Source organism: Paenibacillus sp. FSL R10-2782, assembly GCF_038592985.1.
In the GTDB taxonomy this organism is placed as follows: Bacteria; Bacillota; Bacilli; order Paenibacillales; family Paenibacillaceae; genus Paenibacillus; species Paenibacillus terrae_C.
The window spans coordinates 2,234,900-2,250,934 of sequence record NZ_CP151951.1; the positions used below are offsets into that span (position 1 = coordinate 2,234,900).

Annotated in this window: 16 protein-coding genes and 1 other annotated feature; of the genes, 15 read left to right on the top strand and 1 reads right to left on the bottom strand. The window is 46.5% G+C overall.

Annotated features, from left to right (window positions below):
• Positions 1 to 163: 163 nt before the first annotated feature.
• The 14 genes from recA to NST83_RS10515 all read left to right on the top strand — a co-directional run bounded on the left by recA (position 164) and on the right by NST83_RS10515 (position 14,472).
• Positions 164 to 1,225, top strand: coding sequence for a recombinase RecA (recA, locus tag NST83_RS10450; RefSeq protein ID WP_137062776.1), 1,062 nt, complete (start codon positions 164 to 166; stop codon positions 1,223 to 1,225).
• A 195-nt stretch (positions 1,226 to 1,420) separates the two neighbouring features.
• Entirely contained in the window at positions 1,421 to 2,170 is a 750-nt protein-coding gene (locus tag NST83_RS10455; protein WP_342417521.1) for a RecX family transcriptional regulator, read from the top strand.
• A 376-nt stretch (positions 2,171 to 2,546) separates the two neighbouring features.
• Positions 2,547 to 4,091 (top strand): ribonuclease Y, encoded by a 1,545-nt coding sequence (gene rny / locus NST83_RS10460; protein ID WP_014281153.1) that lies wholly within the window; start codon positions 2,547 to 2,549, stop codon positions 4,089 to 4,091.
• A 75-nt stretch (positions 4,092 to 4,166) separates the two neighbouring features.
• Positions 4,167 to 4,961 (top strand): TIGR00282 family metallophosphoesterase, encoded by a 795-nt coding sequence (locus NST83_RS10465; protein WP_342417917.1) that lies wholly within the window; start codon positions 4,167 to 4,169, stop codon positions 4,959 to 4,961.
• 130 nt (positions 4,962 to 5,091) lie between these two features.
• Positions 5,092 to 5,352, top strand: a complete 261-nt coding sequence (locus NST83_RS10470) for a stage V sporulation protein S (protein WP_007430104.1) — start codon at positions 5,092 to 5,094, stop codon at positions 5,350 to 5,352.
• A 128-nt stretch (positions 5,353 to 5,480) separates the two neighbouring features.
• On the top strand, positions 5,481 to 6,494 hold the full coding sequence (locus tag NST83_RS10475) for a membrane dipeptidase (protein WP_342417522.1): 1,014 nt from the start codon (positions 5,481 to 5,483) through the stop codon (positions 6,492 to 6,494).
• Between the two features lie 191 nt (positions 6,495 to 6,685).
• Positions 6,686 to 7,789: a low temperature requirement protein A gene (locus NST83_RS10480; protein WP_137062780.1), complete on the top strand. Its 1,104-nt coding sequence runs from the start codon at positions 6,686 to 6,688 to the stop codon at positions 7,787 to 7,789.
• 112 nt (positions 7,790 to 7,901) lie between these two features.
• Positions 7,902 to 8,474, top strand: coding sequence for a phosphate propanoyltransferase (locus tag NST83_RS10485; protein ID WP_342417523.1), 573 nt, complete (start codon positions 7,902 to 7,904; stop codon positions 8,472 to 8,474).
• A gap of 294 nt (positions 8,475 to 8,768) precedes the next feature.
• The gene (gene miaB / locus NST83_RS10490) at positions 8,769 to 10,322 is read left to right on the top strand and encodes a tRNA (N6-isopentenyl adenosine(37)-C2)-methylthiotransferase MiaB (RefSeq protein WP_342417524.1); all 1,554 of its coding nucleotides are present in this window, start codon (positions 8,769 to 8,771) and stop codon (positions 10,320 to 10,322) included.
• Between the two features lie 84 nt (positions 10,323 to 10,406).
• Positions 10,407 to 10,859 (top strand): YlbF family regulator, encoded by a 453-nt coding sequence (locus NST83_RS10495; RefSeq protein ID WP_342417525.1) that lies wholly within the window; start codon positions 10,407 to 10,409, stop codon positions 10,857 to 10,859.
• Positions 10,860 to 10,980: 121 nt separating this feature from the next.
• On the top strand, positions 10,981 to 11,403 hold the full coding sequence (locus tag NST83_RS10500) for a PaaI family thioesterase (RefSeq protein WP_342417526.1): 423 nt from the start codon (positions 10,981 to 10,983) through the stop codon (positions 11,401 to 11,403).
• Between the two features lie 65 nt (positions 11,404 to 11,468).
• Complete coding sequence (locus tag NST83_RS10505; RefSeq protein WP_134910030.1) at positions 11,469 to 12,257, top strand: NUDIX hydrolase; 789 nt, start codon at positions 11,469 to 11,471, stop codon at positions 12,255 to 12,257.
• 68 nt (positions 12,258 to 12,325) lie between these two features.
• Positions 12,326 to 12,892, top strand: coding sequence for an isochorismatase family cysteine hydrolase (locus NST83_RS10510; RefSeq protein ID WP_342417527.1), 567 nt, complete (start codon positions 12,326 to 12,328; stop codon positions 12,890 to 12,892).
• Between the two features lie 116 nt (positions 12,893 to 13,008).
• A complete protein-coding gene (locus NST83_RS10515; RefSeq protein WP_342417918.1) occupies positions 13,009 to 14,472 on the top strand; it encodes a nicotinate phosphoribosyltransferase in 1,464 nt (487 codons plus the stop codon).
• A gap of 70 nt (positions 14,473 to 14,542) precedes the next feature.
• On the opposite strand, the gene NST83_RS10520 is transcribed toward NST83_RS10515, so the two are convergent.
• The gene (locus tag NST83_RS10520) at positions 14,543 to 15,058 is read right to left on the bottom strand and encodes a MogA/MoaB family molybdenum cofactor biosynthesis protein (protein WP_342417528.1); all 516 of its coding nucleotides are present in this window, start codon (positions 15,056 to 15,058) and stop codon (positions 14,543 to 14,545) included.
• A 260-nt stretch (positions 15,059 to 15,318) separates the two neighbouring features.
• Between NST83_RS10520 and NST83_RS10525 the strand changes: the two genes are divergently transcribed.
• Positions 15,319 to 15,648, top strand: a complete 330-nt coding sequence (locus NST83_RS10525) for a four-helix bundle copper-binding protein (protein ID WP_342417529.1) — start codon at positions 15,319 to 15,321, stop codon at positions 15,646 to 15,648.
• Positions 15,649 to 15,726: 78 nt separating this feature from the next.
• Positions 15,727 to 15,982, top strand: a binding site (T-box leader).
• Positions 15,983 to 16,035 lie beyond the last annotated feature (53 nt).

Below are 16,035 nucleotides of genomic sequence, written 5' to 3' on the forward strand. Positions count from 1 at the left end.
CAAAAGCCTTTTTGCCTGCGGTTCTTTTTTGATTTATGAGACAAATGGAAGTATAAAAGAGAACTGACTAACAAAAAAAACGAATGTATGTTCGAAAAAATGCTTGGCAAGCGTGTCAAAACAAGGTATTATTAAAGTACAAACAACGAAGGATGTGAGTTTATTGTCAGATCGTCGTGCTGCGCTGGATATGGCGCTCCGTCAAATAGAAAAGCAATTCGGTAAAGGTTCCATTATGAAGTTAGGTGAGTCCACACATATGCAAGTGGAAACCTCTCCCAGTGGTTCGATTGCTTTGGATATTGCGTTAGGAACGGGCGGCTTCCCGAGAGGCCGAGTTATTGAAATATATGGACCGGAATCGTCTGGTAAAACGACAGTAGCACTTCATGCTATCGCAGAGGTACAAAAAGCAGGCGGACAAGCCGCCTTTATCGACGCCGAGCATGCGCTTGATCCGTCGTATGCCAGCAAGTTGGGTGTTAATATTGATGAGCTGTTACTATCGCAGCCAGATACAGGGGAGCAGGCACTTGAGATTGCCGAAGCGCTTGTACGTAGTGGGGCAGTGGATATTGTTGTTGTTGACTCTGTAGCAGCACTTGTGCCGAAGGCGGAGATTGAAGGAGAGATGGGAGATTCCCACGTTGGTCTTCAAGCCCGTTTGATGTCACAGGCATTGCGTAAGCTGTCCGGTGCTATTAACAAGTCGAAAACGATTGCTATCTTTATTAACCAATTGCGTGAAAAAGTAGGCGTTATGTTCGGTAATCCTGAAACGACACCAGGCGGACGTGCTCTGAAATTTTACTCCACTGTACGTTTGGATGTCCGTCGTATTGAGAGCTTGAAAATGGGGAACGACATTGTAGGTAACCGCACACGTATTAAAGTAGTGAAGAACAAGGTGGCACCTCCTTTCCGCCAGGCCGAGGTGGATATTATGTACGGCGAAGGCATCTCCAGAGAAGGCAGCTTGATCGACATTGGTACAGAGCATGACATTGTTGACAAGAGCGGAGCCTGGTATTCTTATGAAGGTGAGCGACTCGGTCAGGGACGTGAAAATGCAAAGCAATTTTTGAAGGAAAATCCGAACATTGCTAGTACGATCGAGCAAAAAATTCGTGTGGCCAGCAATCTGATTACGACGGTAGCTCCCCCGACAGAAGAAGAGTTGGCACAGCAAGCCAAGGAAGAGCAGGAATTGCTGGAGCTTGAATAAAGCTTAGTTAATGCCTGGTTTGTGAATGAAGCCGGGGTTATGGCACAGTCCGTTTGAATAGCATGATTCTGATGCCCTGCACAGTTGTGCAGGGCATTTTTGCATCGAATATGGCCTAGTGTTAGCTGACATTTTACTGATGCGTGGCGGGCGTTCTCGGCTTGCCTTCGTGAATATCAAAGTGAGGGAAGCACATTGCAATTGGAAGATGAAGGTGGACATATTTCGAAAGAAGATAAGCAGCAAGGTATTTTCCTTTTTCCCGATCATGAGGAATTGATGATTACGAGGGTGGAACAGGGACAGGGCAGGAAACGCGGAAGATACACGATTCATTTTGGTCCGTATTCATTGTCCATACTGGAAGATGTAATGATCAAGTTCAATATGTTCAAGGGAACGACTTTTGTCAAAAAGGAACTGGAAGAAATCGTTCTGGCGGACGAAAAGCAACAGGCGTATGTGCAGGCACTTCGTTATTTGGGACGAAAGCCGCGTACACGTCAGGAGATTGAGCAGCGTTTGACGCAAAAGGAAATGGGTCAAGCTGTAATTGCTGAGGTGTTGGACCGTCTGGAGTGGGAACAACTTGTGGATGACGATCTGTACGCCCGTCAGTGGGCAAGGCAACGCATAACGAGCCAACGGAAGGGGAAGATGTGGGTAAGGCAGGAACTGCGTCAAAAGGGCATTTCTAAAGCCTCTATCGGGGAAGCTTTAGGTGAGGTCAGCGATCAGGAGGAATGGGAGAGTGCTTTGATAGTCGGACGCAAGAAATGGAATCAGGTGCGTGGAGATATAATGGAGAAAAAACGGAAAACGTACCCCTTTCTCATGAGACGCGGGTACTCGGGGGATATGACACGCCGCGTAGTTAATCATCTTACAATGGCCGAGCAAGACGGGGCTTCCGATGACGAGGAATTATCACTGTGGGATGAATAGCTTCAAACAGCCGGGCATCCATTAGCTGGCATAGGCGAACAGGATGAGCTGGTTATCACATGGAAAGCCACATGGTAATCTACTAAAGTTTGCATTCCCTTGACAATGCCATTTGTCAAATAATAAAATATATATGAAACGATGCTTGTGGAACACCCTTTTTCCTTCCAAAAAAGTGGAGTCCATGGGTACGTTCTCATCGCCAAATAACAAGTGATGCCGCTATGCCAGGCGGAATTGTACATGTGAAAGCATGTGCATATGAAATGAAACGGCTGCGTGCCGTTATCTTAGTTTGACGATCAAAGCTAATGTGACAATTGCAAAAAGTCCCAAGGAATGCCTTGGAGGAACCAACGAGGAGGTGAACAGTATGATGATGACTGCGATCTGGTTCGTTCTCGTTGCTGTAGCCGCGTTATTCTTTGGGTTCGGGATTGGTTATTTTATTCGCAAATCTATTGCAGAAGCTAAAATCTCCAGTGCGGAAGAAGCTGCCGCGCAAATCGTGGAGAACGCGAAAAAAGAGGCAGAAGCGCTGAAGAAGGAAACGGTATTGGAAGCGAAAGATGAAATTCACCGCATCCGTGCCGAAGCTGAAAAGGAAACTCGTGAGCGTCGTAATGAAATTCAACGGCAGGAACGAAGACTGCTGCAAAAAGAAGAATCGCTGGATAAAAAATTGGAATCGCTGGAACGTAAAGAAGAACAAGTGGCCAACAAAGAGAAACGAATTGATGAAACCCAGCAGCAGATTGATTTGATTTACAAGAGTCAGGTAACTGAGCTGGAGCGTATTTCCAATCTGACGACAGAAGATGCGAGAAGTATTATTCTGTCCAACGTAGAACAGGAAGTACGTCATGAAACCGCTCAGATGATTAAGGAAATTGAGCAGCAGGCTAAAGAGGAAGCGGACAAAAAGTCTCGTGAAATCATCACACTGGCCATCCAACGCTGTGCGGCGGACCATGTAGCGGAAACGACGGTTTCCGTGGTTACGTTGCCGAACGAAGAAATGAAAGGCCGGATTATCGGACGTGAAGGCCGTAATATCCGTGCGCTTGAAACCCTTACGGGAATTGACCTCATTATTGATGATACGCCGGAAGCAGTTATTTTGTCCGGATTTGATCCGATTCGCAGAGAGATTGCGCGTACTGCGCTTGAGAAGCTCGTAGCAGACGGACGGATACATCCGGCTCGTATTGAAGAAATGGTGGAAAAATCCCGTAAAGAAGTGGATGAACGAATCCGCGAGTATGGCGAACAGGCCACCTTCGAGGTGGGCGTGCATAGCTTGCATCCGGATTTAATCAAGATCCTGGGACGTCTCAAGTTCCGTACAAGCTACGGACAGAACGTATTGAAGCACTCGATGGAAGTTGCATACTTGACAGGTCTGATGGCCGGGGAATTGGGCGAGGACGTTACACTGGCAAGACGGGCAGGGTTGCTGCATGACATCGGGAAGGCGCTGGATCACGAAGTGGAAGGATCACACGTTGAAATTGGCGTGGAACTGGCGAAGAAGTACAAGGAACACCCGGTTGTCATCAACAGTATTGCTTCACATCACGGCGACTGCGAAGCGACTTCAGTGATTGCCATGCTGGTTGGAGCGGCAGATGCCTTGTCGGCAGCAAGACCGGGAGCACGGCGTGAAACACTGGAGACGTACATCCGTCGTCTTGAGAAGCTGGAACGCATTTCCGAGTCTTTTGAAGGTGTGGAAAAATCGTACGCTATTCAAGCTGGACGCGAAGTTCGCGTCATGGTGCAGCCAGAGAAAATTGATGATGCGGAAGCATTCCGACTGGCTCGTGATATAACGAAAACGATCGAGAATGAACTGGATTACCCGGGACATATCAAGGTTACCGTCATTCGTGAGACCCGGGCGGTAGAATACGCAAAGTAAAGTAATTTAACGAAAAGTGGCCGCTGTGTGTAGGGCCACTTTTCATTATGTAAGGCAGACTAGGGAGGGTTTTCTATCAACGTATTATTTATTGGAGATATTTTCGGTAGTGTAGGCAGAAAGGCATTAAGGGAAAATCTTCCTTCGCTAAAATCAAAATACAACCCGCATATTATTATCGTGAATGGGGAAAATTCAGCTTCAGGAAGAGGCATTACTCCAGCCATCGCCAGAGAATTTTTTGATTGGGGCGTACATGGTATTACAATGGGTAATCATACTTGGGACAATAAGGATATATTTGATTTTATAGACGATGAGCCACGTATTATACGTCCGGCAAACTTTCCTCCAGGAACGCCGGGGCGAGGCTATACCGTGGTGAAAGGTGGAGGCAAGGAGTTGGCGATCGTTAACTTGCAGGGCAGAACCTTTCTGCCGCCCATCGATTGCCCGTTCCGTGCAGCAGATGAGATCGTAGATGATTTGCGCAAGAAGCATAAGCACATTCTGGTTGATTTTCATGCCGAAGCGACATCGGAAAAAATTGCTATGGGCTGGCATCTAGATGGCCGTGCTTCAATTGTGGTTGGTACACACACCCATGTGCAGAGCAACGATGAAACGATTTTACCACAAGGAACAGCGTATCAGACAGATGTGGGTATGGTAGGTCCCTATGAAGGAGTACTTGGCATGCAGAGAGACGCCGTGTTGCAGAAATTTCAGACTCAGCTTCCAGTACGTTTTCAACCGGACAACGGAAAATGGCATTTTCACGCTGTTAGCGTAGAACTGAATGACAACGACGGTATGGCGCGTAAAATTCAGAAAATTAGACTCAAAGAAGATGAATGGCGGATGGATTAACCTTTTTTGGATATTGCTTTAGGAAAGAATAAGGAAAACTGTCATCAAAAAGCAGGAATTTTTTGCTGACCCTCGAATAACATCTAATAGTGGAATCAAACCATCATCATTCCCAGGGGAGGTACTTACTATGGATGTATTAAAAGTATCAGCAAAATCCAATCCCAATTCAGTTGCAGGCGCACTCGCAGGGGTACTGCGTGAACGCGGAAATGCCGAATTGCAGGCGATTGGAGCGGGTGCACTGAACCAAGCCATTAAAGCTGTAGCCATTGCCCGGGGATTTGTCGCACCAAGCGGAGTGGATTTGATTTGTATTCCTGCTTTTACGGATATTGTTATTGACGGAGAAGACCGGACTGCAATCAAGCTGATTGTAGAGCCAAGATAATAAATGCTAGTTGCCTGAGCCTGTTTACGATGGTGTAAACGGGCTTTTTTGCATGGAGGTCGCCTGTTATTACATAGATTGTAAGATCAACTTTATCTCGTTGTAATCTATGAATGGAGGTAAGATGCATGAACAGTAAACTACACACGAAATGGTCGGTTGCCGATTTGCATTGTGATGTGTTGTGTAAGATGCAGCTTAACCCGCAGGTGGATTTCAGTCATCCTTCGCTTGATGTTACAAGAGAGCGTTTGTTAGAAGGCCATGTGAACTTGCAGACATTCGCTATATATATTTCTCAGGTGCTGGGTACGCCAAGGTTTGAGCATGTCATTCGTCAGGTTGAACTGTTCAGACAGCATGTGATATCCCCATCTGTCGGGTTGAAGCCGCTATTGTGGAGGGAAGACTTGGAAGAACGTAAGGATACATCAGCGGGACATCTAGAAGGAAATGGAATAAAACAACTTCAAGAATCACCGTGGGCTCTGCTATCGCTGGAGGGAGTGGGAGCGCTGGAAGGAAATCCGTTTTATGCTGAACTGTGCTATGCCTTGGGAATCCGTCTGATCGGGTTGACGTGGAATTATGCAAACTGGGCTGCTGACGGCATTATGGAGCAGAGGGGCGGCGGACTGACTCGCAAGGGGCATGAGTTGATCAAGCGCTGTAATGAACTAGGTTTGCTACTGGATGTATCGCATTTGTCCGTACAAGGCTTCTGGGAGGTGCTGGAGGAGGCGGCTCAACCGCCGATTGCTTCGCACTCCAACGCCTTCGTGGTATGTCCTCACCCACGTAATCTTCGGGATGAACAGATTCGTGCGTTGATCGCGCGTAACGGACGGATTGGCTTGACTTTCGTCACGATGTTTCTCAAAGAGCAGGGTACGGTGACGGCTGAGGATTTGTTGCCACACATTGAACATATTTGTTCACTAGGCGGCGAACGTCATTTGATGTTCGGATCTGATTTTGACGGTATCGAGCATCATGTGCAAGGGCTGGAGCATCCGGGGAAATATCCGGGTTTTGGAGAACTGCTGATGAAGCATTATTCCGAGGAACTGGTCAAGGGGTGGCTGGGAGAACATGCGCTGGAATATCTGCAAACGAATCTGCCTTCTAAAATGTCTTTTTAAATAGCTATTTAATAGCAGTTATTTTTGGTTGCTTAATATCCTTGACAATGCGAGTTATATTACGAAATAATTGGAGCATCCTAGTATTGCATGGTGCTAAAACAACGCTTGCTGAAATATGACATACCTTGGGGCGAGCCTGACGAGTCACCATGCTGTACCGCCATGTCAGAGGGGAGCTCCATTACATAATGTTGATAAAAAAGGTTACCTGGCTTGAACTCTTTTATGACTTATTGTTCGTAGCTGCTGTCTCCAAGGCCACTCATGTTTTACTACATGTTGAACATGGTAGTATTTCTTTGGAGCATCTGGCGAAGTTTATTTTGATTTTTATTCCGATATGGTGGGCTTGGGTAGGACAAACGGTCTACAACAATCGTTTTGGTCAAGACAGTATGACGCATCGAATCTTTATGATTCTGCAATTGTTTTTCGTGTTAATTATGACCGCCAGCCTGAATGTAGATTTTGATGCATATTATGTATCTTTTTTTGTTGGCTATATTGGTTTAAGAGGCTTGACCGTCATTCAATATTTACTTTCAGCACCTCAAGAAACGGCTAATAAACAGGAAACAGCTCGTTTTTTTGGGACCTATTTTTGGATTGGAATCGCCATCTCTAGCTTCTCCCTCTTTTTTGACTCTTGGATTCGATATTTGATTTTATATGTTGGCATTGCTGTTGATATCCTCGTTCCTTTGATCGGTCGTAAAAAATTGGTGATTACACCTATCCATACGGAGCATCTTTTAGAGCGTTTTGCACAGTTCACCTTAGTCCTGCTTGGCGAATCGGTGATCAGTATGCTTTCTGTTTTACAATCCGATCATTTTACGGTATCCTCCGTTGTATTTGCTGCCTTGGCTTTTGTATTAGTCATCGCAATCTGGTGGCAGTATTTTGAGAACATGGAGAAGCATGTAGATAAATCAAAACAAACAGCAGGGCAAACTATTATGTATGGTCATTTGTTTATTTATCTTTCACTTAGCATGCTGGCAGCTTCGATACAGCTCTTATTTTTGGGACAAGTAGCCTATATCTTTGTTCTTTGCTTTACCTTTGCTTCAGTACTTATTTACTTTTTGTCGGTTTTGCTGGTATTCCATCGGTACAGATTAAGTCATCTTAAACCAAGCCTTAGAGTCATTTTTTTCTTAACTGGAGTCCTCTGTGTCTTGTTTATCCTTAACATATTTATTGTTGTTCCCTCTCATCTTATGTTAGCTGAAATCATGCTGTTCTTTATCCTGTTCGCTAAAATGACAGTTCACGATATTAAAGGCTGAATAGGGCGAAATACGGAACTTTGTACCGCTTTCCTTTTCTTTCTTGGCAAAGTAGGAGTATAATAATGTGGATGTGTAAAGTATTGTATAGAGAAAAAGGAGTGACCATACGATGAGTAAAATCGTACCTGTCGGCGTTTCCGCACGCCATATTCACCTGACTCAAGAGCATATTGAAATTTTGTTCGGAGCAGGCTATCAACTGACTGAATTTAAACCATTGTCCCAACCAGGACAATTTGCCGCAAATGAAACGGTAGCTGTAATTGGTTCTAAGGGCCAATTTGATAAGGTTCGTATTTTGGGACCCGCTCGTCCGGCTTCCCAGCTTGAAATCTCTCGCACAGATTCCTTTGCTATTGGTGTAAAAGCGCCTGTACGCGAATCTGGCAGCATTGACGATACACCAGGAATCACAGTAAAAGGACCAGCCGGAGAAGTGGAACTGCAAGAGGGTGTAATCGTAGCTGCCCGTCATATTCATTTCCATACATCTGATGCAGCGAAATGGGACATTAAGGACAAGCAGTTGCTGAAAGTACGCGTCGGCGGCGAACGTGGTCTTGTATTCGAAAATGTTCTTGCACGTGTGTCCGATTCTTTTGCTTTGGATATGCACATTGATACAGATGAAGCGAACGGAGCCGGTGTGAAAAACGGTGACAACGCTGAAATCGTAGACTAATATACGTATTTAATGCCGAAAGGCTAAGGGTCCGATTCTTGCTAAAGAGTCGGGCTTTTTTACGTACTAAGGATTCTCAAATTGGTTACCTATAAAATTATGGACATTAGATTCACCGCGTAACCAATTGGCGTTCACGGGGATATATGGCGATGGCTTATAAATCATGCTATAATTTAGTGTAATGCCTTTTTCAAAGGAGTTTTTACGGGCTAAAAAGAGATGTACCCATAGCAAAGATACAGTAAAAGCGTAATTGGCGTGAAATAGATGGTGTAAGGAGTGACCAAAGGAATGGCCAAGGAAACGAAAGATTACTCCAAATATTTTGATTTCTCGGATGCAAAGATCATTTCTCAGGATGAGCATAGCAAGAAGATCCGCATTCGCGGACGTGAGATCAATATTATGGCGGAGCCGAATCATAGAAAAGAAAAGCAACGCGGTAAAGAGGATGTACAGGTATTGTACGATAATGCAGTTCCGGATGAGCTGAAGCATATCGGCGAGGGAAAGCATTACATCGTGTACACATTCGGTTGCCAGATGAACGAGCATGATTCCGAAACGATTAAAGGATTGCTGGAGCAAATGGGTTATCAGGCGACAGAGGATCGTAAGGAAGCGGACATCATCTTGCTGAATACATGTGCGATCCGTGAAAATGCGGAGGACAAAGTATTTGGTGAGCTGGGTCACCTCAAGCATCTCAAAACCGAGAAGCCGGGTATGCTGCTTGGCGTGTGTGGATGCATGTCGCAGGAAGAAAGTGTCGTCAACCGGATTTTGCAAAAGCACGGTTTTGTCGACATGATTTTTGGTACCCATAATATTCACCGCTTGCCGCAGCTCGTCAAGGAAGCACTCTTCAGCAAAGAAATGGTGGTCGAGGTGTGGTCCAAGGAAGGCGACATTATCGAGAACCTGCCGAAGAAGCGCGAGGGTATGCGGGCTTGGGTGAACATTATGTACGGCTGCGATAAATTTTGCACCTATTGCATTGTTCCCTTCACACGCGGTAAGGAAAGAAGTCGTCGTCCCGAGGATGTCATTGCTGAGGTAAGGGATTTGGCACGTCAGGGCTTTAAGGAAATTACTTTGCTCGGTCAGAACGTCAATGCCTATGGCAAGGATTTGAAGGATATGAATTACAGATTCGGGGATCTGATGGACGATATGCGTAAGATTGATATCCCGCGTATACGTTTTACAACATCACATCCGCGTGATTTTGATGACCACTTGGTTGAAGTGCTTGGTAAGGGCGGTAATTTGGTGGAGCATATCCATCTGCCTGTTCAATCCGGCAATACGGATATATTGAAGAAAATGAACCGAAAATATACACGTGAGCGCGTTCTGGAGCTGGCGGCGAAGATCAAAGCTGCAGTTCCGCATGCTTCGCTGACAACGGATATTATCGTAGGTTTTCCAGGCGAAACGGACGAACAGTTTGAAGATACCGTTTCTCTCGTGCGCGAGGTCGGTTACGACTTTGCCTACACCTTTATTTATTCGCCACGGGAAGGTACGCCAGCTGCGTCCATGGAAGATAATGTTCCTATGTCGGTCAAAAAAGAGCGTCTCCAGCGTCTAAACAATGTGGTGAACCAAAACAGCCTCCGCTTTAACGGTAGACTGCGTGGCGAGGTGGTTGAGGTGCTAGTGGAAGGCGAGAGCAAAAATAACAGCGAGGTGCTTGCAGGCCGGACCCGATCCAATAAGCTGGTGCATTTTGAAGGCTCCAAGGATTTGATCGGTACCTTTGTGCAGGTGAAAATTACGGAGCCTATGACCTTTTACATCAAAGGTGATTTGGTTCAAACTGCCGTGGCGGTCAACGGTTAACAAAATAGCGCAGCAAGGTTTGCATGTGGATCAAATATGAACTGTATGTACGACCTTATTAAGTGAGCAAAGGAGCGATGGACAGTGACAGAGGAGCGGTTGCAACAGTCAAAGCTTCAACCGGCGGCGCGCCAGCATGATCATTTGGTCAATCGCGATATGATATTGGCGAAAGCCCAAGAGTTGGCGGGTATTTTGGGCAACAGTGAGGAAGTGCAGGTATTTCGGAAAGCAGAAGATAAAATTCGCGATCATGAGCGCATCCAGCATCTGATTACAGCGATGAAGAAAAAGCAAAAGGAAATTGTAGCCTTCGAATCCTTGAAGAATCAAACCATGATTGCCAAAATAGAGGCCGAGCTTCAGGAGCTTCAAGAAGAGCTTGACGGTATTCCGATTGTAACGGAGTTTCAACAAAGCCAGGTAGAAATTAATGAGCTGCTGCAAATGGTTATCATGGCAATTCGTGATACAGTTGCCGAAAAGGTGAATGTAGAAGAGGGAAAAAGTACTTCTTCCTCCAATTGCAGTGACTAGAATGATGTATGGTGTGGAGGCTCAGCCTCCACGCCTTTTTTTCAGGAGTAACTTGTAATCATATGTACTGTGCCAGATTCCAAGAGGAAATGGGGCCTCATAGAAAGGATGGAAACAAGGAATGGACATCTTGCGTAGTTTGGTAGAGGGTGAAGTAAATACATTTTGGGAGTATTTGGGCTGTGAATTGATCGAAGCTGATGCAAAAGAGGTACATATCGCTTTACAGGCTGGGCCACAACATACCAACGTGGTGGGTATTGTTCACGGTGGCGTACTCACAACATTGATGGATCAGGCGATGGGGATGGTTAGTATGGTTTCACGCAATATGGAATTATTTGTGACGACGAATCTGAACGTTCATTTTTTGTCAGCGATGAAACAAGGACGATTGGAGGTTAAGGCACGAATTCTCCATCAAGGGGGACGTACCATAACGACGGAGGCGGAAGTGAAGGATAGTGAAGGAACGCTCGGCTGCATGGCTACGGCGACATTCCGGGTATTGCGTAAACAACCAGATCATTTGGATAAGGCCTGACGCTTGACAAAACTTTTTATTATGTCATAATGAATTTATCAAAACGATATAATGTGGTGATGCCAATGGATAACGAACGTATAAACGAAGAGACGCAGAAGGCGTCGTACAACATTAAGAAATATCGCACCCCGGATGGTGCTCCGGCAGATATCGTCATGTTCACCTTAACCAAGCGGGAGCGCAAGACGGTGACAAAGACGTTGCCGATCCGTGAGCTGAAGGTAATGCTTATCAAGCGTCGTAGTTGGCCGTTTGCCGGACGTTGGGCGTTGCCGGGGGGCTTTTGTCAGGAAGATGAATCCATTTACGGAGCTGCCAAGCGCGAGCTGTTAGAGGAAACCGGTGTGGACGGCGGTCATCTGGAGTACCTAGGTGTGTATAGTGGACCTGGGCGTGATCCGCGCGGGTGGATTATATCGCATGCGTTTTTTGCACTGGTAGAGGAATGGATGCTGGAGCAGCGGCAAGCGGCGGATGATGCTTCCGAGGTTGGGCTGTTCACGATCCGTGAAGCGCTGGAGGAATTAGAGCTGGCGTTTGACCACCGGGACATTATTGTGGATGCCTACCGAAAGATTCAGTTGCAAATGCTCCAGACGACGATAGCCAAGCAGTTTTTGCCTCTGCATTTTACATTGGGTGAGCTGTATCAGGTCATTCAAAGTGTCGTACCGGATTTCGAAGAGCCGAACTTTATTCGCAAAATAACGTCGACTCGCAGCAGACAGGGAATATTGGAAGAGGTACGGGACGAGAACGGCAAACCGCTCAGCTCCAATCAGTATTCACAGAGACCGGCACAGCTTTATCGTTTTAGTGACAGGGTGCCGCGGTTGTCTATCTACACTTAATGTAATGTAATAGGTCACATAAAGAAGCGCACAATCCCCAATTTGAGGATGAAGGAGCTGGCCGTACGATGAAGGCATTGATTGTTATTGATTACACGAATGATTTTGTGGACGGCAGTCTGCCTGTAGGCCAACCGGCAATTGAGCTGGATGATCGGATGGCAGCTATTACGCAGTTGTATGTGGATCAGGGGGACTTTGTCGTAATGGCAGTGGATCTGCATGAGGAAAATGATCTTTATCACCCGGAAAGCAAGCTGTTTCCTCCACATAATATTCGTGGAACCGGGGGACGAGATTTGTATGGCAAGCTCCATAACCTCTATGCTACACAGAGTGATTCCATCTATTGGATGGATAAAACACGATACAGCGCCTTTGCTGGCACGGATCTGGAACTCAGGTTGCGTGAACGTGGTATTACGGAAGTTCATTTGATCGGTGTCTGTACGGATATATGTGTACTGCATACGGCTGTAGACGCTTATAACAAAGGTTTTGCGATTACGGTATACAAGGACGCTGTGGCGAGCTTTAATCAGGCTGGACATGATTGGGCTTTGGGTCATTTTCAGGGCAGTCTCGGAGCCGACGTATGGTCGGCTGAGGATACGATTTTACGCCAGAAGAAGTAAATAACTTAACGATTGTGCACCAATATCCGATAACAGTATGGAGTCGGGTATTGGTGACGGATGGACAAGGCGGTACGCCGCTGCAAAACCGGGGACAGTCAGAGAGGATGATTAAGATGCAGTCAACGAGCCTCGCATTACATACAGATAAATATCAAATTAATATGATGTACGCCCACTGGGTGAACGGAAGTCACCAGCGCAAAGCTGTGTTTGAGGCATATTTTCGCAAGCTACCTTTTGGAAACGGATATGCGGTGTTCGCAGGTCTGGAACGCATTGTGAATTATATTGCAAATCTGCGCTTTACAGAAGAGGATATCCGTTACCTCTCAGAGCAAGAGGAGAAGTATGATCCCATGTTTCTGGAGGCATTGCGCCAGTTTAGGTTTGGCGGAACCGTCCATTCGATGAAAGAAGGGGCGCTTGTTTTTCCGAATGAGCCTCTGGTACGCGTCGAAGGAACAATTATGGAAACACAACTGGTTGAGACAGCGTTGTTGAATTTTATGAACTACCAGACGCTGATTGCGACGAAGGCGTCGCGCATCAAGCAGGTTGCAAGCGGAGATACGCTGCTGGAATTTGGCACACGGCGGGCGCAGGAAGCAGATGCGGCGATTTGGGGAGCACGGGCAGCTTATGTAGCGGGCTTTGACGCAACTTCTAATATGCTGGCAGGTGAGCACTTTGGTATTCCGACCAAGGGAACACATGCTCATTCCTGGGTGCAGACCTTTATGAGCGAGCAGGAAGCTTTTGACGTGTATGCGAAGGTTTTACCGGATCAGGTCACACTGCTGGTGGATACCTTTGATACGCTGGAGAGTGGCGTTCCCCATGCGATTCGGACAGCGAAGATGCTGGAGAGTCAGGGTAAACGGATGAATTCGATCCGGCTGGATAGTGGTGACTTGGCTTATTTATCCATTCAGGCTCGGGAAATGCTGGATACCGAAGGGCTGGATTACGTACAAATTGTAGCCTCCAATGATTTGGATGAGAATACAATTTTCAACTTAAAGGCCCAAGGCGCGCGTATCGATGTATGGGGTGTGGGGACACAGCTCATTACAGCTTCGGATCAACCTTCATTGGGCGGGGTGTACAAGCTGGTCGAACGGGAAGTAGAAGGCGAAATGCTGCCGACGATTAAAATTTCGGGCAATCCGGAAAAGGTATCCACACCGGGCAAGAAGGATGTATATCGTATTATAGATAAGAAGAAAGGGAGAGCTGTTGCCGATTATATATCTTTTCCGGACGAAGACCGTCCGCGCAATGGAAAGCGGCTGAAACTCTTTAACCCGTTGCATCCGTACATGAAGAAGTATGTGGAAAATTACGAGGCAGTTCCGATGCTGGAGCCTATTTTCGTAAATGGGCAGAAAGTGTATGAACTTCCCGGTCTGGATGAAATTCGCGCATACCATACTTCCCAGCTGCAACTGTTCTGGCCGGAATATTTGCGGAAAATGAACCCTGAAATTTACCGTGTAAATCTCAGTGAAAAGGTATGGGGGCTGAAACAAAAGCTGATCGACAGCTATATGCAGCCAGAAGTGGAAGAAAAGGAATAGTTTTAAGAGGCACCCTGCAAATGATGGGGTGCCTCTTTGTGTTTCAGAGCGTAAGAGGAAAATCTGTGTGTTATTTGTAAATTTCCCTCATGACATGCCGCAGCTCAGGTATAATAATGCGCTCCATCGCCAAACGGACGGCTCCACGTGAGCCTGGCATTGAAAATACGGCTGTGCGGCCCACGGTGCCAGCTACAGCACGACTCAATATCGCTGCAGAACCAATATCCTCTGCAAAGCTTAAATAACGGAAGATTTCCCCGAATCCGGGCAGTTCCTTATCCAGCAAGGAGGATACGGCCTCATACGTTGTATCTCGCGGGGAAATACCGGTGCCGCCTGTCAGAAGAACAGCCTCAATGTCATCGCGTTCTGCGGCTTCGGATACCAGTTCCCGGATACCAACATAGTCGTCTTTGACGATAACATATCGGACCACCTGATAGCCGTTCGTTTCCAACAGATCCACCAGTAAGCGCCCACCGGTATCTGTTTCCAGCGTACGGGTATCGGAGACGGTTACAACCATGCAGCTAACCTGCTGCGGGGCCTCCCGCCGATGCTCATCTACAGAAGATATATTCATTGCAATGCTCACTCCTCGATCTATGGTTAGACATACTATTTTTACAATAGAGGAATGATTGCGGGTGTGCAAGTCAGGAGCAGGCATCAGGGAGTTGTGTGATTTATCCCCTTGCACGGGTGGGTTGGAATATAGTACACTCCCTTACATAAGTCGGGATTTTTGTCTGGTCATTGATGAAAGCGTGCACAACGGTTGATTAATCTCAATTGTCGGCGGGTAATAATACAGCAGGGTCAACAACAGGGAGGTAATGTATTATGAAACATTCATACCAACAATGCGTGGATGCTTGCCTGGAGTGTATGAACGCTTGCAACGTTTGTTATGTGGCGAGCTTGAAGGAATATGATTTGGCTATGCTGCGCGAGTGTATTCGAGTGAGCCGGGAATGTGCAGAAATATGCGGGTTTGCCGCTCAAATGTTGGAACGTGGAAAGGAATTTGCCGAGCAAATTTGTGAGTTATGTGCCAAAGCCTGTGAAGTATGTGCTACTGAATGCAGTAAGCACTCCCCTGAGCATTGCGAGCAATGTGCAGAAGCCTGCCGCCGTTGTGTTCAGACTTGCCGCCAAATGGTGGCTGTGTAATTACATATTATCAAGTCAACATATGAACAGAAAATAAAAGATTGCTTTCCACTGGATAGGTTTGTATAATGATGGGAATTAACGTCTTGGAACGGGAGAGTAGCAGCGGAGCCATATCATTACAGCGAGCCGGGAAAGGTGGAAGCCGGTATGAGGTCCGATGTGAAGCGCACCCGGGAGGCGGTTGTTCCAACACGGAGTTCCGTTAGTAGATCAGCCCGGCAGACACCGTTATTGGTCATTAGAGTGAAATCGGCGATTATGCATAAGTTCGATGTGTAATCCGATTTACGAAGAGTGGTACCGCGGGGATATTGAAGTTCTCGTCTCTTGAATAATTCAAGAGGCGGGAGCTTTTTTTGTTTGATTTTAATGAAAAAAGGAGAG

What these genes read in the sequence shown, in the direction of transcription:
- NST83_RS10520 (WP_342417528.1), bottom strand. Translation starts at nt 15,058, where the DNA reads ATGAATATATCTTCTGTAGATGAGCATCGGCGGGAGGCCCCGCAGCAG.
- NST83_RS10505 (WP_134910030.1), top strand. Translation starts at nt 11,469, where the DNA reads ATGGATAACGAACGTATAAACGAAGAGACGCAGAAGGCGTCGTACAAC.
- NST83_RS10480 (WP_137062780.1), top strand. Translation starts at nt 6,686, where the DNA reads ATGTTGATAAAAAAGGTTACCTGGCTTGAACTCTTTTATGACTTATTG.
- NST83_RS10510 (WP_342417527.1), top strand. Translation starts at nt 12,326, where the DNA reads ATGAAGGCATTGATTGTTATTGATTACACGAATGATTTTGTGGACGGC.
- NST83_RS10475 (WP_342417522.1), top strand. Translation starts at nt 5,481, where the DNA reads ATGAACAGTAAACTACACACGAAATGGTCGGTTGCCGATTTGCATTGT.
- NST83_RS10500 (WP_342417526.1), top strand. Translation starts at nt 10,981, where the DNA reads ATGGACATCTTGCGTAGTTTGGTAGAGGGTGAAGTAAATACATTTTGG.
- NST83_RS10485 (WP_342417523.1), top strand. Translation starts at nt 7,902, where the DNA reads ATGAGTAAAATCGTACCTGTCGGCGTTTCCGCACGCCATATTCACCTG.
- NST83_RS10525 (WP_342417529.1), top strand. Translation starts at nt 15,319, where the DNA reads ATGAAACATTCATACCAACAATGCGTGGATGCTTGCCTGGAGTGTATG.
- NST83_RS10515 (WP_342417918.1), top strand. Translation starts at nt 13,009, where the DNA reads ATGCAGTCAACGAGCCTCGCATTACATACAGATAAATATCAAATTAAT.
- NST83_RS10470 (WP_007430104.1), top strand. Translation starts at nt 5,092, where the DNA reads ATGGATGTATTAAAAGTATCAGCAAAATCCAATCCCAATTCAGTTGCA.
- miaB (WP_342417524.1), top strand. Translation starts at nt 8,769, where the DNA reads ATGGCCAAGGAAACGAAAGATTACTCCAAATATTTTGATTTCTCGGAT.
- rny (WP_014281153.1), top strand. Translation starts at nt 2,547, where the DNA reads ATGATGACTGCGATCTGGTTCGTTCTCGTTGCTGTAGCCGCGTTATTC.